The sequence below is a fragment of the Vibrio sp. RE88 genome (assembly GCF_013113835.1).
Taxonomy (GTDB): Bacteria; Pseudomonadota; Gammaproteobacteria; order Enterobacterales; family Vibrionaceae; genus Vibrio.
Genome location: NZ_VTYQ01000017.1, coordinates 78405 through 98674 on the forward strand (window position 1 = coordinate 78405; position 20270 = coordinate 98674).

The 20270-nt window shown below is 48.1% G+C and carries 20 protein-coding genes; 7 read left to right on the forward strand and 13 right to left on the reverse strand.

The genetic code is table 11. From position 1 onward, the window contains the following. Position 1 precedes the first annotated feature (1 nt). Positions 2-1399 (forward strand): DUF1501 domain-containing protein, encoded by a 1398-nt coding sequence (locus F0265_RS23795; RefSeq protein WP_171750570.1) that lies wholly within the window; start codon positions 2-4, stop codon positions 1397-1399. A 64-nt stretch (positions 1400-1463) separates the two neighbouring features. On the opposite strand, the gene F0265_RS23800 is transcribed toward F0265_RS23795, so the two are convergent. The 3 genes from F0265_RS23800 to F0265_RS23810 all read right to left on the reverse strand — a co-directional run bounded on the left by F0265_RS23800 (position 1464) and on the right by F0265_RS23810 (position 3720). Continuing rightward, positions 1464-2054: an EF-hand domain-containing protein gene (locus F0265_RS23800; protein WP_171750571.1), complete on the reverse strand. Its 591-nt coding sequence runs from the start codon at positions 2052-2054 to the stop codon at positions 1464-1466. A 167-nt stretch (positions 2055-2221) separates the two neighbouring features. Then, the gene (locus F0265_RS23805) at positions 2222-3433 is read right to left on the reverse strand and encodes a radical SAM protein (protein ID WP_171750572.1); all 1212 of its coding nucleotides are present in this window, start codon (positions 3431-3433) and stop codon (positions 2222-2224) included. A gap of 14 nt (positions 3434-3447) precedes the next feature. Then, positions 3448-3720, reverse strand: a complete 273-nt coding sequence (locus F0265_RS23810) for a hypothetical protein (protein WP_019275375.1) — start codon at positions 3718-3720, stop codon at positions 3448-3450. Between the two features lie 179 nt (positions 3721-3899). Here F0265_RS23810 and F0265_RS23815 point away from each other — a divergent pair, with 179 nt between their 5' ends. Next, positions 3900-4655, forward strand: a complete 756-nt coding sequence (locus F0265_RS23815) for a hypothetical protein (protein ID WP_171750573.1) — start codon at positions 3900-3902, stop codon at positions 4653-4655. A 9-nt stretch (positions 4656-4664) separates the two neighbouring features. Here F0265_RS23815 and F0265_RS23820 read toward each other — a convergent pair whose 3' ends face one another. The 3 genes from F0265_RS23820 to F0265_RS23830 form a co-directional block, all read right to left on the reverse strand. Beyond that, on the reverse strand, positions 4665-5081 hold the full coding sequence (locus F0265_RS23820) for a MarR family transcriptional regulator (protein WP_006960274.1): 417 nt from the start codon (positions 5079-5081) through the stop codon (positions 4665-4667). Next, complete coding sequence (gene dmeF, locus F0265_RS23825) at positions 5069-5983, reverse strand: CDF family Co(II)/Ni(II) efflux transporter DmeF (protein WP_019275373.1); 915 nt, start codon at positions 5981-5983, stop codon at positions 5069-5071. The genes F0265_RS23820 and dmeF overlap by 13 nt, the downstream gene beginning before the upstream one ends. 100 nt (positions 5984-6083) lie before the next feature. Further along, positions 6084-6692: a LysE family translocator gene (locus tag F0265_RS23830; RefSeq protein WP_171750574.1), complete on the reverse strand. Its 609-nt coding sequence runs from the start codon at positions 6690-6692 to the stop codon at positions 6084-6086. Positions 6693-6835: 143 nt separating this feature from the next. Between F0265_RS23830 and F0265_RS23835 the strand changes: the two genes are divergently transcribed. After that, positions 6836-7846, forward strand: coding sequence for a helix-turn-helix domain-containing protein (locus tag F0265_RS23835; protein WP_171750575.1), 1011 nt, complete (start codon positions 6836-6838; stop codon positions 7844-7846). A 67-nt stretch (positions 7847-7913) separates the two neighbouring features. On the opposite strand, the gene F0265_RS23840 is transcribed toward F0265_RS23835, so the two are convergent. The 7 genes from F0265_RS23840 to F0265_RS23870 form a co-directional block, all read right to left on the reverse strand. Continuing rightward, a complete protein-coding gene (locus F0265_RS23840) occupies positions 7914-8762 on the reverse strand; it encodes an ABC transporter permease (protein ID WP_045987550.1) in 849 nt (282 codons plus the stop codon). A 2-nt stretch (positions 8763-8764) separates the two neighbouring features. After that, entirely contained in the window at positions 8765-10045 is a 1281-nt protein-coding gene (locus F0265_RS23845) for an ABC transporter permease (RefSeq protein WP_171750576.1), read from the reverse strand. Beyond that, a complete protein-coding gene (locus F0265_RS23850; RefSeq protein WP_171750577.1) occupies positions 10042-11163 on the reverse strand; it encodes an ABC transporter ATP-binding protein in 1122 nt (373 codons plus the stop codon). The genes F0265_RS23845 and F0265_RS23850 overlap by 4 nt, the downstream gene beginning before the upstream one ends. A gap of 120 nt (positions 11164-11283) precedes the next feature. After that, complete coding sequence (locus tag F0265_RS23855) at positions 11284-12198, reverse strand: dihydrodipicolinate synthase family protein (protein ID WP_171750578.1); 915 nt, start codon at positions 12196-12198, stop codon at positions 11284-11286. An 80-nt stretch (positions 12199-12278) separates the two neighbouring features. Further along, on the reverse strand, positions 12279-13244 hold the full coding sequence (locus F0265_RS23860; RefSeq protein WP_171750579.1) for an ornithine cyclodeaminase family protein: 966 nt from the start codon (positions 13242-13244) through the stop codon (positions 12279-12281). A 45-nt stretch (positions 13245-13289) separates the two neighbouring features. After that, on the reverse strand, positions 13290-14369 hold the full coding sequence (locus tag F0265_RS23865; protein WP_021455962.1) for an ABC transporter substrate-binding protein: 1080 nt from the start codon (positions 14367-14369) through the stop codon (positions 13290-13292). A gap of 148 nt (positions 14370-14517) precedes the next feature. Then, positions 14518-15783: an FAD-dependent oxidoreductase gene (locus tag F0265_RS23870; RefSeq protein WP_171750580.1), complete on the reverse strand. Its 1266-nt coding sequence runs from the start codon at positions 15781-15783 to the stop codon at positions 14518-14520. A gap of 111 nt (positions 15784-15894) precedes the next feature. Here F0265_RS23870 and F0265_RS23875 point away from each other — a divergent pair, with 111 nt between their 5' ends. From F0265_RS23875 to F0265_RS23890, 4 genes are all read left to right on the forward strand, one after another. Next, entirely contained in the window at positions 15895-16896 is a 1002-nt protein-coding gene (locus tag F0265_RS23875; protein WP_171750581.1) for a 4-hydroxyproline epimerase, read from the forward strand. Between the two features lie 23 nt (positions 16897-16919). Next, positions 16920-18434 carry an aldehyde dehydrogenase (NADP(+)) gene (locus F0265_RS23880; RefSeq protein ID WP_171750582.1) on the forward strand — a complete coding sequence of 505 codons (1515 nt, stop codon included), beginning with the start codon at positions 16920-16922 and terminating at the stop codon, positions 18432-18434. A 149-nt stretch (positions 18435-18583) separates the two neighbouring features. Further along, complete coding sequence (locus F0265_RS23885) at positions 18584-19258, forward strand: GntR family transcriptional regulator (protein WP_171750583.1); 675 nt, start codon at positions 18584-18586, stop codon at positions 19256-19258. 5 nt (positions 19259-19263) lie between these two features. Further along, positions 19264-20028 carry a transcriptional regulator gene (locus F0265_RS23890; RefSeq protein ID WP_043010831.1) on the forward strand — a complete coding sequence of 255 codons (765 nt, stop codon included), beginning with the start codon at positions 19264-19266 and terminating at the stop codon, positions 20026-20028. Positions 20029-20270: the final 242 nt, after the last annotated feature.

The window sequence follows — 20270 nt, forward strand, 5'->3', positions numbered from 1 at the left end:
CATGGGCATTTCAAGACGACAATTTATTAAATCATCCACCGCCGCTTCTGCCTGCGCAGGGCTGATGCTTGCTGGCACCGCGCCGGTTTATGCTGCGCCTAAACCAGTCAAAAACACACTTGGTAACATCAAACCAGCTAAAAAAGCACTGGTGTTCATCATGCTTGATGGTGGCAATGATTCTTACAACATGCTGGTTCCCACCTCTGAACGTCACTATCGTGACTACCAAACATCGCGCAGCAATCTGGCGTTAAACAAGAACGAACTTCTTGCCCTGAGTGGCTACAAGGATGCTCAAGGGCGGCGTTTTGGTCTTCACCCCAGCATGCCAGAAGTACAGCGACTGTTTGATACCAACAAGCTCGCTTTTGTGGCTAACACTGGCCCTATGATCAAGCCGATTGAAAAATCTCAGTTTTACAGCGGGAATGTGCCTCTGCCGCTGGGTTTGATGTCCCATTCTGATCAGTTCAAACACTGGCAGACAGCTAGACCAGGGGAGCGTATCAACCGTGGCTGGTTTGGCTATTTCGCAGATGCCCTTCAATCCAATAAACCGATTGAAGCGATTCCGATGAACATCTCACTCGCTGGTAGCAACATCATGCAAAACGGCTTGCAGTCCGCACCTTATTCGATCACGGAATCTGGCAGCGTTGGGTTAATCATTAATGAGAGCCCAACCGAGCTCAACAAGTTGCTGCTGGATAACTTTGAGAGCAGCCTCAATCAGAGCTACCCCAACGATCCTTTTAAACAAAGTTATCTCGCAATCACTCGAGAATCCCAAGCTCAGCACGAAATCTACCGTAAAGCAGTTGAGGGGATCAGGGTTAAAACGACCTTCTCTGATTCGCCATTGTCTAAAGAGCTACGCAAAGTGGCTCAGTCAATTAAGGCGGCAGACAACCTCGGCCACCAGCAGCAAACCTTTTTCCTACGCTACATTGGCTGGGACCACCATGATGAACTGCTGAACAACCACGCTAGCATGCTCGCCATTCTGAGTAAGGCTCTTGGGGAGTATCAACGCAGCCTTGATGAATTGGGAATTGCCGAACAAGTCGTGACGTTTACCGGCTCCGACTTTGGCCGCACACTGACCTCCAACGGTAACGGCACCGATCACGGTTGGGGTGGCAATACGATAGTGATGGGCAACGCGGTTAATGGCGGTAAAGTATACGGCGACTACCCTTCTCTGACATTAGGGGACAAAAACCCGCTGGATGTTGGGGATGGCGTGCTGATACCCACCACGGCCATTGATGAGCTCTACGCAGAGCTCGCCCGTTGGTTTGGCGCCAGTGAAGAACAGCTTCATCGCTTACTGCCTAACCTCAAAAACTTCCGGACTAAAGGTGAGAAAGACAAATTGTCAGGATTGCTGAAATAGCAATTTAGATACGAAAAAAACCACCAAGTATGGTGGTTTTTTATTTTTGTCATGCATCACAGCGTTATCTGAGATGCTCACCAATGTACTCTTGGTAGCTCAACTTTTTATCCGCATTGTTATCCAGGTAATCAAAGGCATACGCAGCGTATTGATTAAGATTTTGGTAGTACTCCTGCCAATATTCCATGTCCGCTTTACACTCAACCGGAATGTTGGCATCAGCGTATTGCGTCTTCAACTTCTCAACATACGCATTGGCCTGTTTCAGATATTCGTCCTTGACCAGAAATTTGTCGCTATTGGTGTCCGCTTTGTCAAACGACGCTTCCCAGTAAGCATTGTAAATCACTGTACCTTGCTTGGTGAATTCTGATTTAGAAACCTGACTGTTGCCATCTTTATCCAGTTGTTTAAATGTTTTAACCAACTCAGGCTCGGCGACCTGTAACGTTTTCTCTGAACACACTTTGGAGAGCCCTTGATTCCAATGTTCTCCTTCCGCATCCACGCCACCATTTTTAAATTCTTGAATGTTCAGAGATCCGTTTTTATCGGTATCAAAGTAATCGAACATTTCATCAACGGCAGGCGCAGCGATAAGGTTAAAACTCAGCAGGGGTAACGGTAAGTAAACGGCTTTATGTAAGTGCATATCAGTTCCTTTTAATCGTGAATACCGAGCCAGTATAGAAAGCAGAACGTAAACGAATGGTTAACACGTCGAGATGATGATTAGGGCGAGAATAGAAAGAAGAAACCAAAAAAAAACCGTCTGAGTAACAGACGGGCACCTAAGTTTGGCAGTTAAACAAAGAGAAATTAATTCAGCCAGTACTTCATTTTGTCGATGAAGCTCGTATTCTTATTCCAGATCCAGTAGATACCTTCTTCCAATTCGCTTTCGGTCATGTTCTTAGGTCGATAGACGGGATGGCTTCCGTCATATTTGGACCAGTCTTTGGTCAAAATACGTCCTTCTTCGTCCAGCTTTTTGAAGGTCTCGGTTCCCGGAAAAGGAATCATGTAATGTGGAATCACTTTATCGACTTTAATGTCCTTCACAAACGCTTGAGTCTGCTTAAAAATCGTCGAATCATGCTCATCAAAACCAAACAGAAAATCGCCCCACACTTCAATGCCATGACGACGGATTTTAGCGATGTACTCCTTCATTTTTTCTGGTTTCACGAAGCCTTTCTTTTGCGCTTTTAGAGCTGCTTCAGACGGGGTTTCAATCCCGAGTAATACCGCTTTAAAACCGGCTCGGCTCGCAGCAGCCAAAAGCGCTTCATCACGTGCAATCAGCACCGTTGTCTCACCGTAAAAATTCATTTTGAGTGGCTCTAACGCAGCAAACAGATCCATGGCGTACTGTCTATCATGAGTCAGATTGTCTGAATGCAGTTCTACCCACTCGACACCCAGCGTTTTTAGCTGCTTCACTTCTTCCACAATGTGGGCGATGGGCCTTTGTTCAAACTTGTTAAAGAATCGAGGCACCAAACAGAAATTGCACTTAAAAGGGCAACCCCGGGTAACAACCACCGACCACGTATAATCGTAAACCGATGGTGGAATTATGTCGGTCGGATATGGATTCAAACAGCTCAAATCAACAGGTTCGTTGCTTTGATACTGAGCCTTAAGTTGCCCGAGCTCTGCATCATTGAGCAGCTGAACCCAGTAGTTCTCCACTTCACCAAAAATTAGGCTGTCCGCGTATTCAGCCGCTTCTCCAGGGTTGAACTTGGTATGCAAACCACCCAAAACCACCCACTTACCCTGCTGACGATAATGCGAAGCCAGCTCATAAGCTCGATATGCGTCTGGGGTTGACATAAAAATCACTACCAAATCCGCATCGGGAGAAGAATCCGCTTTCATTCCAATGGTTTCGTCCACCATACCAACCCCATACCATTTCGGTGTGGCCGCGGCGGCAGCAAAGATGTTCTGCGGCGGCCCACCCGTTTCGGCTTTGTATTTGGAGTAATCGCTACCAGCAGATGCTTTAACCAGATAGATATTCATCGTTCCCCCTCAACTCACAGACGGTAAAAGAAATCAAAAATGTTCTTATCCATGAAGAAATACAACGCGCCCATTGCCAGCCAGCTCAATACGATAATCCAGAACAGAATTGGATTTTTCTTCAGCTCGATCCGTTCGACAAAGTAAGCTTCTTTTGAGCGGAAATTCTCCCAGCTCCAAAACACACAAAACATTCCCCAGACGAAAAACAAGTTCTGCTTTAGGGCGATCACCGCCATCAGTAAAGCCAGAATGGTTTTCCATCGCTCGGGAATAAAACGCTGCATAAAGCCTCTCACAAGTAACAAATTCAGCGGTGTTCTGCTTCAGTACGAGTATCTTACTAAGCTAAGGGTTAACTTTTGGTTACCAGATGAGAACCGCTTCACGAATCATTTGGCTGCTCTCGCATAGGTCAGCCGAGCGATATAGTCTGATAATCTAGCTTTAAATACAGGGATTTGAGATGACAATTCCTCCTGCGCTAAAACATGGCTCACTCACCAAGTTTCGAGATGACCTCTATTGGATACAAGGGTGCGTAAAACTCAAAGCACCTCACCCTAAGTTCGGCCCGCTTACCATGCAGTTCAGCCGCAATATGACCATCATTCGTGACAATGATGAACTGACACTGGTGAACTCTGTCCGACTGGATGAACAGACACTGAAAGAGCTAGAAACCTTAGGCGAGGTTAAGCACGTTGTCAGACTGGCGGCATTTCACGGAATGGATGACCCTTATTACCAACAGCGTTATGGTGCCACTATGTGGTCGGTGGATGCGCCCTACTTTCATGGCGTTAATCCGAATCAAGCTGACAGTCGTTACTTCACTCCTGACGAAATTCTCTCTGAGGATCATCTGCCTCCGCTAAAAGGGCTGCGCTATTTTGAAATTGGCTCAGGAAAGCTCAATGAAGGGTTGTTTTGGCTCGAAAGGGATCGAGGTATCGCCATTGCCGGAGACAGTCTGCAAAACTGGGTGGAGCCGGATGCGTTCTTCAACCTTACCGCCAAGTTTATGATGAAGAAAATGGGGTTCTTTGCCCACGCAGGGATTGGGCCAGGATGGATGCAAGCCGTAAAACCCGATTTGAGTGAGCTGAATGACTTTTTTGACTGGTCGTTTGAAGCCCTTATTCCTTCTCACGGCAGCCCGATAGAGGCAGGAGCCAGTGAAGCCTATCGTGCCAGTGTGAAGAAACTGATAGAGAAATAGAAACGGGAACTAGAATTCCTGATTCATTTTGCTCAGACATTCTAAAAGCACCTCAGACTGCTCATCGCTGATATGTCTGGTTAGATCCTTGACTAACGCTAGGTGGAGCTGGTTGTGATGCTGATAAATTTCATCGCCAGCCTCCGTCAATTTGACGACAATCGCGCGGCGATCTTCAGGGTGATCACAACGCTCAATCAGGTTAGCTTTTACCAGTTTTTCAATCTGTACCGTCAAGGTGCCTGTGGTAATCCCCAGCTTTTGCGCCAACTCTTTCATCCGCAGTGCACCAAAACTCCCCAGCACTTCAATAGTATGAATTTGTGCCAGAGAGTAGCCCGTTTCTTTGACGACGGACTGCTCCCATGAGGACATTTTGTCGTAGAACTCGGTCAGTGTTTGGTTAAGTAACTCTAGGTTGCGCATAGTTTCGCTGGATGAACTTCAAGTGTCAGGTGATGAATCTTATCAAACTTCGCCAGCATTTGTTTATAGTCTGATAAGGATTTGTCTGTGAATGACTCAATCGCAATCGCTGCCGAGTAATGGTCACCGCTGATTTTCCACATATGGAAATCTTTTACCAAAGCGAAGCCCGCCAGCTCAGATTCAATTTTTTCTCGGTAATCTGGCTCAACACTTTCATCGAGTAACACTGGGCTGGTCTGGTGAATCAACCCAAGAGTCCATTTACCAATGACGATGGCACCAACTATACCCATAATCGCATCGAGCCAGTTCCAACCGTAAAATTTACCCATAAACAGAGCAACAATGGCCAGTACGGAAGTGAGGGCATCTGCCAACACATGCATGTAAGCAGCTCTTAAGTTGTGATCATGGTGATGTTCATGCTCGCCATGGTGGTGATGGCCGTGATCATGATGATGCCCATGAAGTAGCAGCATACTGGCGACATTCACCAACAAACCGATCACCGCAACCATAATGGCTTCATTGAACTGAATCGCTTCCGGGTTAAACAGTCGGTGTACAGACTCCACAACCATAAGCAAAGCGACAATACCAAGAGCAATGGCGCTGGTGTACCCACCAAGTACACTGACTTTGCCTGTACCGAACGAGAATCGAGCGTTGCCGGCATTTTTCTTCGCATAACGATAGGCAAACAGAGTGATACAAAATGCCGCGGCGTGAGTCCCCATATGCCAACCGTCAGCCAGCAGTGCCATCGAGCCATAAACCGTACCTGCAACAATTTCAGCCACCATAGTCGCCAATGTCAGCAATAGTACGTAAAACGTCCTCTTCTCCCCTTGCTGGTTGTGTGAAGAAAAATCGTGATGATGTTCAGTGGCAAATTTCAAAACGGAACCTTTAGTTTGACTATCAAATTATTTGAAAATCAATTTAGTTTGACTATCAAACAAAGTCAACCTTAAAAAGTGCGCCAGACCACTCTCTCAATCATATGAACGGTAACGTGCAGCCAAATAAAACAAAAACGCCGCCACTGATACGATTGAACGTGCCACCGTGGTTATGAAGAAAGCTCTGCATATGGTGCGCGAGCAGTACATAGCCATACTCAACCGCAAATTCCACCACGGCAAAAGTGACCACTAAGACGAAGATTTGTGACGCCAAAGGCTGTGCTGGGTCAATGAACTGGGGCAAAAACGCAACGTAGAACAACAATACTTTGGGATTGGCCACTGCTGTGAAAAAACCACGTCGAAACAGACCTTTAGTCGCTTGAACGTCATTCTCTTCATCTTCATTTTTAGTCAGCGTGCGCGTTCTCACCAGCCCAATGCCCAACCAGATCAAGTACAACGCACCTGCGACCTTCAAACCATTAATGACAGCGGGAGAAAGTATGGCTAAGGCGCCGACACCAATGCTGGCAATCAATATCAGCCCGACAAATCCGGTAATGCCGCCAAGCACCGTATATTTCGCTGCACGGCGACCGTAATTTACCCCGTGAGTCAGGGCGAGAATGCCATTTGGGCCGGGGGCTAAGCTCACCCCAATCACTGCTACCAGATAGACAAGCCACATCTCAAATTGCATTACGTTCTCCCATTCATTGTTAACTTGATAGCCTGACGATAGCGTCAATCTTGTATTGTGACTTGGTAAAATTTGGACGTAATAAGTGAAAATATTACTTGGTCGTTTATAGTGGTAGGAAGATTGCTTAGCGGAATACACTCATGATCACCACTCCGAAAGTTCGATTTTTAATCTTGCCCTGTGAGAGCTTTTCCCTGCTGGCATTAGGAGGGTTTATCGACAAACTGCGCTTTACCGCAGACGAAGCCGATCTGAGTGAACAGAAACTGTGTTCGTGGACAGTGGTAGGCCATGAGCATCGCCAGCTTGCTAGCTGTGGCATTTATATCGAAGTCGATCACCTGATCGATGACATAGAGCTTCAACACTTTGATTATTTGGTTTTGTTTGGCTCACGCACCGCCAGACAAGCTCATCAGTGTGCCTCCCTGTATGCGAGTTGGTTGCGAAAAGCCGCCGCTCACAACATGCCGCTGGTTGCGATTGATAACGCAACCTTTACCCTTGCCGAGCTTGGCTTACTTGAAGGGTACGAAGCAACGATCCACTGGCGCCACGAACAAGAGTTTCGTGACCTGTACCCTAAGATACAGGTGCACTCAGACCGATTATTCAGTTTTGATCGCAAGCGAATTACCTGTAGCGGTGGCAGTGCCAGTGTCGATCTGGCGGCGGAGATCCTCTCGCGTCACTTTGACAAATCTCGTGCGCTGAAAGGCCTAGCAGACATGCTGATTGATGAGAGCCGAGAACCATTCCACCAGCTTCGTTCAGACAAAGATGAGCAATATCATCACCCCATTCTTAACCGAGCTATCCGAACCATGCGACAGCAACTGGATAGGAAGCAGACCATTGAACAGATAGCCGATTCCGTAGGCCTGAGTCGACGCCAGTTAGACCGCTTGTTCGAAGTGCAAACTCAGCAGAGCGCGCATCAGTACTGGCTTGAAATGAAGCTCCAGTATGTCTATTGGCGACTGCTCAACTCCAGCACACCACTGACCACAATTGCCGATGAAGTCGCGATCTGCGATACCAGTTATCTGAGCAAACTGATAACAAAACGCTTCGGCGACTCACCGAGTCATATCCGCTCAGGTAGAAAAAATAACGCCCTGGGACAAATCAGGGCGTACAGGGAAAGTTAGAGGCGCAAAGTTCACCGTTAAAACTCGTCACTGACCTCATAAGAATCCTGCAAAGTATGGAATCGTATTATTCGGTAATTCCGCGAATTCGGGCATTGCGCCTGCGTAACATTTCCAATGTCAGCAACAGCATAACGGACATCAAAATAAGCAAGCTGGCAACGGCCAGAATGGTTGGGCTAATTTGTTCTCGGATACCTGACCACATCTGACGAGGAACGGTTCTTTGTTCAACACCAGTGATAAACAGTGCCACCACTACCTCATCAAACGAGGTTCCAAACGCAAACAGGCCGCCGGAAATCATTCCCGGGCGAATCAGAGGGAACGTGACATGGCGAAAGGTATAAACCGGACTCGCGCCCAAGCTGTAAGCGGCTCTCACCAGTGAATGATCAAACCCACTGAGTGTGGCGGTCACGGTAATCACCACGAACGGTGTCCCAAGTGCCGCGTGAGCAAGGACGATTCCGATGAAAGTTTGAGATAAGTCGAGCCGAGTGTAAAAGAAGTACATTGCGGCAGCGGAAATGATCACCGGGACAATCATCGGCGAAATCAAAAATGCCATGATGGTATTGCGAAACGGAACATTGTTAGCTGCCAGTCCCATCGCAGCCAAAGTACCGAGCGCGGTCGCAACCAAAGTGGCACAGACGGCTATCAAGGTACTGTTCTTTAACGCCGACAGCCACTGGCTATTGGTGAACATATCCGCATACCAACGAACCGAATACGCGTCTGGATCGAGATTGAGCATGCCTTCCGTAAAAGTGAAGTAAGGCGTCGCGTTAAACGACAACGGTACAATGATCAAAATAGGCGCAATCAGGAACAAGAAGACGAGTGTGCAAAACAGCAAGTAACCCCAATAGCCGATGCGCTCGGTTTTGCTGCAATATACAGGTAACGCCATGATCAACCTCCAACCTTAATGTTATTGATGCCAACCACGCGGTTAAACAGATAGAACAGTCCTAGAACCACGGCAAGCAGCAAGCCTCCCAACGCCGCCGCCATGCCCCAATTCAACGAGGTTTGCATATGGTACGCAATCATATTGGAAATCATCTGCCCACTGCGTCCGCCGACCAGAGCAGGAGTAATGTAGAAGCCAATCGACAGAATAAATGTCAGTAACGCGCCAGCCCCAACGCCCGGCATCGTCAGTGGCATATACACTTTGACAAAAGCTTTAGCGGGCGTCGCACCCAGAGATCGCGCGGCACGAAAGTAGCTCGGACTGATGCCTTTCATCACGCTATACAGTGGCAAAATCATAAACGGCAGCAGAATGTGCACCATTGCCACAATAGTGCCGAAGGTATTGTGGATCATGGCAAGACGTTCCGTTGCAATGCCCGACCACAACAAGAGATCGTTAATCACACCTTGATTTTGCAGTAACACAATCCACGACGTCGTCCTCACCAGTAGTGAGGTCCAGAAAGGCAATAGCACTACTATCAACAGCAAATTGGCCTGCTTGTCGGGGAGATTCGCCAGAAGGTAAGCCACCGGATACGCCAGAACCAAACAGATAACGGTGATCGCCAGTGACATACCGAAGGTTTTGGTAAACAGATCGACGTAAACCTGTCGAGTTTCTGGTTGCTGAACGACCTGACCTTGCTCATCAAAACGCAGATCCAGCGCCGCCAGATAATAGCTTAGGGTGTAAGGCTGGCTAAGATTCTTTATCGCCGCCCAGTATTGCGGTTTTGCCCAGCGTCTATCCAGTTTAGCCAGTTCTTGAGTTGATTGAGGAAGGCTTTCCAACTTGCTCAGCTTACGGCCGGATTTCATCAGTAGGCTACGCATCCCAGAGACTTCGATGTTCATCCGATTCGCCAGTTTGGGCAATGATTTATCCTGGTATCGCACCAACAGCTCGCTCATAAAGGTTTGCTGAATTTCAAGAGGAGGCAACTGCTGATAATCCCAACTCTCCATCGCCTCCACGGTTTGAGGAAAGGCTTTCGGGATGGCGTGATTATCGACGCTGCGATACAACATTTCGACGATAGGAAAAGCAAACGTCACGCAGATAAAACAGACCAAAGGAAGAATGAGTAAAAGGGAGCGGATCTGTTTATGGCGTTCAGCGCGTTTTAGCTGGGATCTAAGATCATTGTTTGAGCGCGAGAGCTTTCTTTGCAATGCGAGTACCGAGCCCAAACCTGTCAGTTCGCGACTCATGCGGCTTCTCCTTCCACTCTCAGCGGCTCTTGGCCATCAAGCGCATGGCAATCGTGACTGTGCCAACCCAGCTGGCAAGTTTGTCCGGGGGTAAAACTGCGGGCGTGACGGCTATCGTTAGGCACCTTTACAATCAGCTCACCCATCTCATCCACATCGATAACCAGTCGGTAATGATCGCCATGATAAATCAGCTCGCACAGCAGACCTGAGACATGGTTGTCGCATTCTGTTTGTTTGGGTTCGACCATGATCTTTTCAGGACGAATGGACAAGGTTGTTTGCTGATACACTGCCGATACTTTCACCGCTTTTGCGTGTATCTGGTGGCCCCCGACCTCCACTTGGCAAATATCCCCTTGAAGCGATATCACCTGCCCTGTTATCTGATTATTCTCACCAATAAACTGCGCCACAAACGCATTGCTGGGAGCTTCATAAAGCTCAGATGGTGATGCTAACTGCTGGACAGCCCCATGATTGAATACGGCTATCCTGTCCGACATCGTCAACGCCTCATCCTGATCATGAGTCACATACAGCACAGTAATGCCAAGTTTCTCATGCAGGCGTTTAATCTCTAGCTGCATTTGCTCTCTGAGCTGTTTGTCCAATGCCCCCAGAGGCTCATCCATCAGCACCAGCTTAGGTTCAAACACCAATGCTCGCGCTAAGGCCACACGCTGCTGCTGACCACCAGACAGTTGCTTGGGGTAACGGGTCGCAACGTGTTCCAGTTCCACCATTTGTAAAGCGGTAGCCACTTTTTGCTCAATCTCTTTTTCACTCATATGGCGAACCTTGAGCGGAAAGGCGAGATTCTCGGCAATGGTCATATGGGGAAACAAAGCGTAGTTCTGAAACACCATGCCAATGTCCCGCTTGTGCGGCGCAAGGTTGTTCACGGGTGTTCCATCAATATAGATTTCACCACGTGTCGCGGTTTCAAACCCAGCTAACATCATCAAACAAGTTGTTTTGCCTGAGCCTGATGGACCAAGCATGGTGACAAACTCACCGGGTTTTATCGACAGGTTGAAGTCTTTAACCACCAGATTCTCGCCATCATAGGTTTTCTGGACATGCTGAAAACTGACGTATTCCTTTTGCGCAGTCATGATTTATCCCTTTGGTTGCTGTAAATGCGAAAGCAATCCAGCTAAGTAAAGGGTTTAACATCTTCATAAGCCGCTTACGTAACTGGATTAAATGGGCGGTTTATACCGCCCAATTTAGAGTTAGAGTTGGTATTTAGTCAGATCCGGGCGTGTAGCAATGGCGTGCTCAACCATAGCGATCACTTTGGCGCGCTCCTCTCCTTTTAGATTTTGTCGAGGTGCTCGAACCTGCTCAGATCCGCGGCCGCAAACCTGTTCAGCCAATTTAATGCACTGAACCAGAGTCGGAATCGTATCCAGACGCAACAACGGCAGGAACCAACGGTAGATTTCCAACGCTTCCGCATAGCGTCCTTGGCTGGCTAACTTATAGATCGCTACCGACTCTTCTGGAAAAGCATTCGTCAGACCAGAGATCCAACCGGTAGCCCCCAGCATCAACGACTCTAGTGCAATGTCATCTACACCACTGAACACTGTAAATCGGTCATCAAATCGATTGTAGAGCTCAGTAATGCGGCGCGTGTCTGTCGTTGACTCTTTTACCGCAACAATGCTGTCGAACTCAGCAAGTTTCTCCATCAAATCTAGGTTAACGTCAACACCATAAGAGACCGGGTTGTTGTAGATCATGATGGGCATTTCCGGAGTCGCTTGCGCTAAGGTGGAGTAGTAATCGACCGTTTCACTGTCTGAAGTACGGTAAACCATGGCAGGCATCACCATACAACCGTCGATTCCTATCTTTTGTGCTTCCTGCATGTAATCAATTGATGCCGATGTAATCGACTCCGCAGTGCCCGCAATCAGGGGCACTCGACCTGCAACCACTTCGTGTGCTGCTGCAAGCACCTGACGTTTTTCATCTGGGTACAGCGCACAGTTCTCACCCACGGTTCCTAGGCAGATAATGCCATTGACACCATCATTAATCTGATTGTCGATCACCGTTTGTGTCGCATCTAAATCAATGCTCTGATCTTTGCGAAACTGAGTACTTACTGCCGGGTATACACCTTTCCAATCTACGTTCATCAATAACCTTCCACTTGTATATTGTATGCAATTTAAAATAGCGGCCGAAACCACGTGATGAGTAGTCATGCCACTCAGAGTTAAAAAACTTGTTTCTGCGTTAAAATAAACTTCACTGCCGCCAAATCCGCCAATGCACTGCCCACGGATTTATAGAGAGTGATTTGCTGCGAGTCTTCGCGACCAACATGATGTCCACTGCACAGCTCAGGCAGTTCCGCACTTATCTGTTGCTTACTGAACACGCCTTCTTCAATAGGGATCAATAGGTCGCCAGCTTCCGCCAGTACGTTGATTCTGCTGTCGACAAATACTGTGGAGCGAGTGACCGCTTGCGTATCACACTCTCGTTTGTCTTTGTCGTGGTTGCCAATCAGATCGATGTGTGTGCCAGCTTGGATATTTCGACCATTAAACAGCGGCTGACTCGCGCCTGTTACACACGTCACCATATCCACTTCACTCAGCGCTTGATCAACGGAGTCAACCACTTCAACACTAAAACGTTTTGATTCAGGCAGCGCCTGATATTCACTAGCGGATAAAATTTCATCCATCGTTTGACGAGCTTTTGCTTCATCGCGTCCCCAAACCAATACCTTGCTCAAAGGTCGTACCGCTGCGTACGCCCAAGCCATGTATGGGGCGAGATTTCCAGTGCCGCAAATCAGCAGCCTGCTTGCATCCTGTCTGGCCAGATAATCCGCCGCGAGCGCTGACGCCGCCGCTGTGCGCCAGAAGGTCAACACTTTGCCATCGAGTAACGCAAGCGGCTCACCGTTAGCGCGATCAAAGGCGAGAATTTTCGACGCCAGACTGTCTTTGCCTTGCTCAGCATTGTTAGGGAAATACGTGAACGCTTTAACGGTGATCAGCGACTCGCTCCATGCAGGAAGCAGAGCAAAAGCGTCATAACTACCGTCTTCAAGCGGCATCACTCGACGCTGCGGAATGGTTGCCTGCTCAGTGTAAGTTTGGCGCATCGATTCGATAAGTCCTCGCATCGAAAGACAATTGACGATTTGCTGCGCGTCGATATTAATCATAGATCCTCCAGAAATGGTCAGAGGCCATAGCCTCTGACCTGCACGTTAGTTAAGTAGCCAAGTATTGAACTCTTCATTGAGTTCATCGGCATAGTCAGACCACCACTCATCATCGATCAAAAAGGCCGTTTTAAAGTTGTTTGGTGCGGTTGGCAGGCTGGCTAATATCTCTGGGCTGATCTGCGCAGAGGATGACTTGCGGGTTGGGCCATAAGCGACGTACTTCGCTTGATCGGCCAATGGCTTAGTCCCGGAAGAAAACTTAATGAAATCTAGGGCTTGTTGGGTATTCGGGCTGCCTTTTGGAATCGCCCAACCATTCATATAACCAAGTTGATGATCCCAGATGATTTTGAACGGCTGGCCTTCTTCTTCTGTCGCACTATGGATACGACCATTAAACGCTGACGCCATGATCACTTCTTTATCAGCCAGCATCTGAGGCGGTTGTGCGCCTGTCGTCCACCAAACCACGTAAGGCTTGATGCTATCAAGTTTGGCAAATGCGCGGTGTCGGCCTTCGCGTGTCTCCAGCATCTGGTACACATTTTCCGGCTTTACACCATCGGCAATCAGTGCCCATTCCAAATTGCCCTGTGGCATTTTTTGTAACGCACGTCGACCTGGGTATTTTTGCAAATCGAAAAGATCCACCAGTTTGGTAGGCGCCGACTTACCTTTGAATGCATCTTCGTTAATGGTGAGCACCGTAGATACGACGATGGTATTCACTGCGCACTCATGGATTGCACCGGGAATAAAATCCTCTTGCGCTGGAGTACCATCTGCGCCCGCTGGCAAAATGCTTGGATCAACGGGTTCGAGCAACCCTTCCGCACAGCCGCGAACGATATCGGGTTTATCCAAAGACACCAGATCCCAACGAACGTTATCCGCTTCTACTTGGGCTTTGATTTCCGCCAAGCCGCCACTGAAGTCTTCGGACACCAGTTCGACCCCAGTTTTCTCAATGTATGGCTTGTGATAGGCCTCCACCTGACTCTTTGTAAACGCGCCTCCCCATGAAACGATCGTCAACTTATCCCCCGCCACGGCAGAACCAGCCGTACCTAACAGCGTTGTGGCTATCAATAAAGCCAGTGGTGTAAATGTCTTGCTTGACATGATGTTGTGCTCCTTTGTTGTTGTCTTATCGGGTTTAACCCGAATTTTTCAGACGCCTGAATACCGCTGTTAGGCACCAAATTTACATTAACTTTTTATTAACATAATACGACAGTATATTTTATACAATATTAAATTTTAAAATTTTTTAGCCAAATCGATTTAGGCAAAATGGCGCTAAATTTATATGTGGTTGCTCGCCACGATGAAGTTGAACAATTAAATCTGCAGTCACCGCCGCTTGAGTCAGCCCCAGATGTTGATGACCAAAAGCAAACAGCATTTTTCCGTTTTTCAGGCTATCAATCACAGGTAAAGAATCCGGTAATGAAGGTCGATTTCCCATCCAGGATGTTCCTGTATTTTCCAGATTACAATCTGGATTAAGCACCGATTTCGCGAGATCTTTTAGCATGGTTGCGCGGCGCATATTGGCTGGTGAATTCAGGTCGGCATACTCGACAGTGCCCGCTAATCTCAACCCATTCTGCATGGGCGTCATGATGAATTTTCTGTCGGCTGAGCTCACCGGAAACGGCAGAGTTTTCGCCAGATCTGGCATCATTAGATGGTAGCCGCGCTCCGCTTGTAGTGGCACTTTTATTCCCGTCATTTGCTTAACCAGGGAAACGGATTCTGCCCCTGTGGCAACAATGACCTTATCAAAACTCTGCGAACGTTCCTGAACAGTGACGACCATTTTCTCGTCCTTTTCTTGGATGTTTTCGACTTCCCCTTTGCTCCACTCCCCCGATAAACCTTGAAAGTAAGACTTAAGCTCAACGCACATATCATAAGGGCTCAAGCTATGTGAGGTTCTTGGAAAGAACACACCGTGGTTCACCGAATGAGAAAGTTTAGGCACTTTTTCTCGTACCGTATTTCTATCCCAAACCTGATAACTCACTCCTTGCTCATCCATGGCATTCAAAGTGGATTGGTAAGCCGAAAATAGCTGAGAGTCTTCGAAAACAAGTAGTGAGCCTTCATCCACGATCAGATGACTCAGCCCAATCTCTTCTAACAAGCGTTGCCAACTTTCCATCGCCGAATGATTGAGTTCAGTCAATGCTTGAGTCGCGTGTCCAGTGGCTGATTTTCTCGCTTTCATCAGAAAGCGAATCATCCATGGCAGCGTTTTGTGGATGTCTTGAAAACGGATAGAAACCGGGCTTGATGGGCTCAATAACATCTTAGGAAGTTGCGGGATAAGTGCCGGTGTTGCTAATGGGAAAACTTGCTCCGTTGCGAAGTGGCCAGCGTTGCCTTTGGAGCATCCTTCTCCCACATTGTCTTTTTCAAATATCGTGACTTTTTCGCCATTCATTTGCAGCTTGAGCGCAATACAAAGTCCAATAATACCACCACCAATGACCGCAATTTTTTGCGCTTGTGAGGAATTTTTGTTCACCATTTATTTTGCTCCTTATCACGTTTCAAAAAAGAAATTGTATAAAATATACTTAACATCACGATAACATCCCTCCAAAGCAGTTCAACCAATTTCGTATCCAAGGAGCGAGAAATGAGACAAGGAACCTTCTTCTGCATTGATGCACACACCTGTGGTAACCCAGTGCGTCTGGTTGCGGGTGGCGTACCGCCACTGCAGGGCGAAACAATGAGTGAGAAAAGGCAGTTCTTCCTTAAGCATTATGATTGGATCCGCCAATCCTTAATGTTTGAGCCACGCGGTCACGCCATGATGTCTGGTTCTGTTGTCCTGCCACCCTGTAGCGAAAACGCTGATGCTTCGATCCTGTTTATCGAAACCAGTGGCTGCCTGCCCATGTGTGGGCACGGCACGATCGGCACAGTCACCTCAGCATTAGAACAAAAATTGATTACTCCACGAGAAGAAGGCCGACTGATCCTTGACGTTCCAGCAGGTCAGATAGAAGTGCACTATCAACGCGATGGCGAAAAGATCACTTCTGTGAAGATCTTCAATGTGCCTGCCTATCTTGCTCATCAAGATGTCACCGTCGATGTGGATGGCCTTGGCGAGATCACCGTTGACGTCTCTTATGGCGGTAATTACTACGTTATCGTTGATCCTCAGGAAAACTATCTGGGGCTGGAGCATTACACATCGGACGAAATCCTGATGTTTAGCCCTCGGGTACGTAAAGCCGTATCCGATGCCGTTGAATGTATCCACCCCGACGATCCAACAGTATGTGGTGTCTCACACGTACTCTGGACTGGCTCACCAACTCAGCCCCAAGCTACCGCTCGCAACGCTGTCTTCTATGGTGAGAAAGCACTCGATCGCTCCCCTTGCGGCACAGGTACCAGCGCCCGAATGGCACAATGGCACGCTAAAGGAAAACTAAAGCAAGGTGATGATTTTATTCATGAAAGCATCATTGGCAGCCTGTTTACTGGCCGCATCGAAGGCATTACGGAAGTCAATGGGAAAGCTGCCATCTTACCCAGTATTGAAGGCTGGGCGCAGGTTACCGGACACAACACCATCTGGGTGGATGATAACGACCCATATGCATTTGGATTTGAACTTAAATAGCCCAAGATCAACAGGACACAACCATGAATAAAACCAGCACTTTTTCTGCCCTCAATCCTGCAAACGAGCAAGTATTGGAAGGACAATTTCCAGAGCATCAGCAATCTGATATCGACTTTGCGGCCAATGCCGCGGCTGAGGTGGCTAAATCATTTCGCCAAACCTCCCCAGCGATTCGAGCTCAGCTGTTACACAGTATCGCCGACCAACTGGAGCAAGCCAGAGAAGGTATTGTGGAACGAGCTCATCTTGAATCAGCGCTGCCGCACGCAAGACTTAATGGTGAGCTAAGCCGCACAACTGCGCAGCTTAAGTTATTTGCCAATGTCGTAGAAAGTGGCTTGTGGCAGGAAGCGATTTTCGACACCGCAGATCCTCAACGTTCGCCGATACCAAAACCGGATATTCGCCGTCAGAACATTGCTCTTGGCCCGGTTGCGGTTTTTGGTGCCTCTAACTTTCCTCTCGCTTTTTCCACGGCCGGTGGGGATAGCGCGTCAGCATTGGCAGCGGGTTGTCCGGTGGTCGTCAAAGGGCACCCAGCACACCCTGGCACCAGTGAAAAAGTCGCTGAATGTATTGCCAAAGCATTGGATGAGATGAGTTTGCCTCAAGCGGTGTTTACTCTGCTGCAAGGAACCAGCCATGAGTTAGGTCAGTCCGTAGTTTCTCATCCTAAAATCAAGGCGGTCGGTTTTACCGGATCGATTGTTGGCGGACGTGCACTTTATGATATTGCGCAGCAGCGTCCAGAACCGATTCCGTTTTACGGTGAACTGGGCGCTTCCAACCCTGTCTTCATCCTCCCCCAACGTATGGCGCAGCATGGTCAGTCTTTAGCCGAAGAATACCTGCTGTCGATGAATATGGGCTGCGGTCAGTTCTGTACTAAGCCTGCGGTGGTGTTCATCGTCGATGATAACGCTGGCACGCAATTCCTATCGTCGGTACGCCAAGGGATTCAAAACCAGCCTGGGCAGATCATGCTTACAGAAGGGATCAAACAGGGTTACCTGCAACAAAGTGAGCTGCGATCTCGCGAGCAAGGGCTAGCACTCACCCAATCCCAGCCTGAACAAGGTGTACCCGCGTATCTATTTGAAACCACCAGTGAACAGTGGCGACGCAACCCACAATGGCAGGAAGAAATTTTTGGCCCTCAATCCATCATCGTCAAATGTGAAAGCGCCGAAGACATGCTTGAGTTGAGCCAGAATCTGGCCGGAAGCCTGACGGCTACCATTCAGGCAGAAGAAGCAGATTATGCACTCGCAGCGACACTGGTGACTGAGCTTGAAGAAGTCGCTGGTCGCTTAGTGTTTAATGGCTGGCCCACCGGGGTTGAAGTCAGCTATGCCATGGTGCACGGCGGTCCTTACCCAGCTTCAACCATGCCTGCAAGCACATCAGTGGGGGCGGAAGCGATAAAACGTTGGTTACGTCCGGTCGCTTATCAGTCCATGCCGGACCAATTATTGCCTCAGGCTCTACAACAAGCAAACCCACTTAACGTGCGTCGGACTATAGATGGTCAGTAGTCACTGTTCAAAAAGGTACCAGCTGGTACCTTTTTGTTTTGACCCATCCCAAAAAACAAACAGGTGAACGGCTGCAAGGGTCGCAATGCCGGACGCTAATGGTATATTGAATAAAATATTGAATAAGAATGATGTGAGCGGAGACTTGGATGTCGCAAAAACCTGTTTTTAAAACTCGAACGCAGTTGGTCGAAGAAGCGATCCGAACCAAGATCCTCAAAGGGGAATTAAAGACGGGCCAACCCCTACGTCAAGATGCCCTCGCCAAAGAGTTCAACGTCAGCCGAATTCCGGTGCGTGAAGCTCTGATGCAGTTAGAAGCGCAAGGATTGGTTGCGTTTGAAGCACATAAAGGCGCCACTGTTACCGAGCTATCGCCTGAGAAGATTGATGAGCTATTTGAACTGCGCGCCGTCGTAGAGTGCTTTATTCTAGAACGTGCTATCCAGAAAATGACCGATGAAGATCTCGCTAAAGCGAATGAAATTCGTCAGCGATTTGAAAATGTTGTCAGCCGCGGAGACGAAGTGGAAGAGTGGAGCAACTACAACTATGAGTTGCACAAAGCCTTGTATGAACCCGCCGAAATGCCGGAAACCATGGATGTGATCTACAACCTGAATACCAAGTGCGACCGCTATATTCGTATGCAGCTTCTGTTTACATCAGGCATCGTCAAAGCCGACAAGGAGCATGTCGCCCTGCTGGAAATGTGCCAGAACCGTGATATTGAAGGGGCGAAATACATGTTGAAGAAACATATCCTCGAAGCTGGTGCTGATATTCGCAACTTGCTTATCGAGCGCCAAAACAATCAGGGCTGAAACCCATGCATATTGGACCAGAATTTTTGCTGGCTGCCATCCGCCAGAAAATCAAGAACGAAGGTTTGTGCTATAGCGAATTGTCTGAGAAAACCGGCGTGCCGCTTTCGACCATAAAGCGGCACTTGCATAATCCTTCATTGGGTCTGGACAAGATCCTGATGTACACCAACCACCTCAATAGTGATCTGATGGAACTGACGCAATTAGCGGTTCAGATCCAACGAGACAATGAGCAGTTCCTCTCTGATGAGCAAAACGCTCTGTTTGTTGAGCACCCTTACCTTCTCGACTTTATCTACCTCATCACCTCACGTAACCAAACACCGCAACAAATTGCCGAGCAGTATCAACTCTCAGATACCAGCCTGAGATTCTACCTGAGCATTGCTGAAATCCTTGGCTATCTGGAAGCGCACGGTGACAAGATAGTGTATCGCTCTGGCAGGCGATTTATCATGGAAGAAGGCACTGCACTCGATACCTTATTCAAGCGCCGTTTTGAAACGATCTCGATGGAAGACTCAACCCTTTCTCAAGTTTGTCAGGCCCGAGTGCGTTTGACCCAAGAGCAGAGGCTCAAACTCGAACAGGAAGTGGATCGTAAAGTCAGTGAAATGCACGCGGCGAATTGCGCCAACGAAGAAGGTGAGTTCACCAATGTGCTGTTTCGAATGACGCCCGGCCAGCAGATCTACTTCTCGGACGGATTACCAGAGATAGATGGGGAGCTGCTTAAACAGGTTTCCGCAAAATTCCGCAGACGCTAGGGCCAGAGCGAGTTTGAAGTATCATTTTCATCAACTTTCTGTGACTCTGGATTCATTCTCAGACTTTCATTTGTTCATTTTTCGCTCAGTCTCATTTTATAAGACCACAAGTCTCTGAAACTGCCACCTTGTTACAACAATGTTAAATATCGATTGTTGAAAGATTTTATACAATATACATTTTCTCTATCCCTTTCACTCTGTGCAGTACTCGCCACTCCGGTCGTTTTGAGTGTCTGATT

Bases quoted from the DNA above. Each gene is read 5' to 3' on its own strand.
- F0265_RS23795 (WP_171750570.1), top strand. From the start codon at position 2: ATGGGCATTTCAAGACGACAATTTATTAAATCATCCACCGCCGCTTCT.
- F0265_RS23805 (WP_171750572.1), bottom strand. From the start codon at position 3,433: ATGAATATCTATCTGGTTAAAGCATCTGCTGGTAGCGATTACTCCAAA.
- F0265_RS23880 (WP_171750582.1), top strand. From the start codon at position 16,920: ATGAATAAAACCAGCACTTTTTCTGCCCTCAATCCTGCAAACGAGCAA.
- F0265_RS23890 (WP_043010831.1), top strand. From the start codon at position 19,264: ATGCATATTGGACCAGAATTTTTGCTGGCTGCCATCCGCCAGAAAATC.
- F0265_RS23860 (WP_171750579.1), bottom strand. From the start codon at position 13,244: ATGATTAATATCGACGCGCAGCAAATCGTCAATTGTCTTTCGATGCGA.
- F0265_RS23835 (WP_171750575.1), top strand. From the start codon at position 6,836: ATGATCACCACTCCGAAAGTTCGATTTTTAATCTTGCCCTGTGAGAGC.
- F0265_RS23850 (WP_171750577.1), bottom strand. From the start codon at position 11,163: ATGACTGCGCAAAAGGAATACGTCAGTTTTCAGCATGTCCAGAAAACC.
- F0265_RS23810 (WP_019275375.1), bottom strand. From the start codon at position 3,720: ATGCAGCGTTTTATTCCCGAGCGATGGAAAACCATTCTGGCTTTACTG.
- F0265_RS23875 (WP_171750581.1), top strand. From the start codon at position 15,895: ATGAGACAAGGAACCTTCTTCTGCATTGATGCACACACCTGTGGTAAC.
- F0265_RS23800 (WP_171750571.1), bottom strand. From the start codon at position 2,054: ATGCACTTACATAAAGCCGTTTACTTACCGTTACCCCTGCTGAGTTTT.
- F0265_RS23855 (WP_171750578.1), bottom strand. From the start codon at position 12,198: ATGAACGTAGATTGGAAAGGTGTATACCCGGCAGTAAGTACTCAGTTT.
- F0265_RS23865 (WP_021455962.1), bottom strand. From the start codon at position 14,369: ATGTCAAGCAAGACATTTACACCACTGGCTTTATTGATAGCCACAACG.
- F0265_RS23870 (WP_171750580.1), bottom strand. From the start codon at position 15,783: ATGGTGAACAAAAATTCCTCACAAGCGCAAAAAATTGCGGTCATTGGT.
- F0265_RS23885 (WP_171750583.1), top strand. From the start codon at position 18,584: ATGTCGCAAAAACCTGTTTTTAAAACTCGAACGCAGTTGGTCGAAGAA.
- F0265_RS23815 (WP_171750573.1), top strand. From the start codon at position 3,900: ATGACAATTCCTCCTGCGCTAAAACATGGCTCACTCACCAAGTTTCGA.
- F0265_RS23830 (WP_171750574.1), bottom strand. From the start codon at position 6,692: ATGCAATTTGAGATGTGGCTTGTCTATCTGGTAGCAGTGATTGGGGTG.
- F0265_RS23840 (WP_045987550.1), bottom strand. From the start codon at position 8,762: ATGGCGTTACCTGTATATTGCAGCAAAACCGAGCGCATCGGCTATTGG.
- F0265_RS23820 (WP_006960274.1), bottom strand. From the start codon at position 5,081: ATGCGCAACCTAGAGTTACTTAACCAAACACTGACCGAGTTCTACGAC.
- F0265_RS23845 (WP_171750576.1), bottom strand. From the start codon at position 10,045: ATGAGTCGCGAACTGACAGGTTTGGGCTCGGTACTCGCATTGCAAAGA.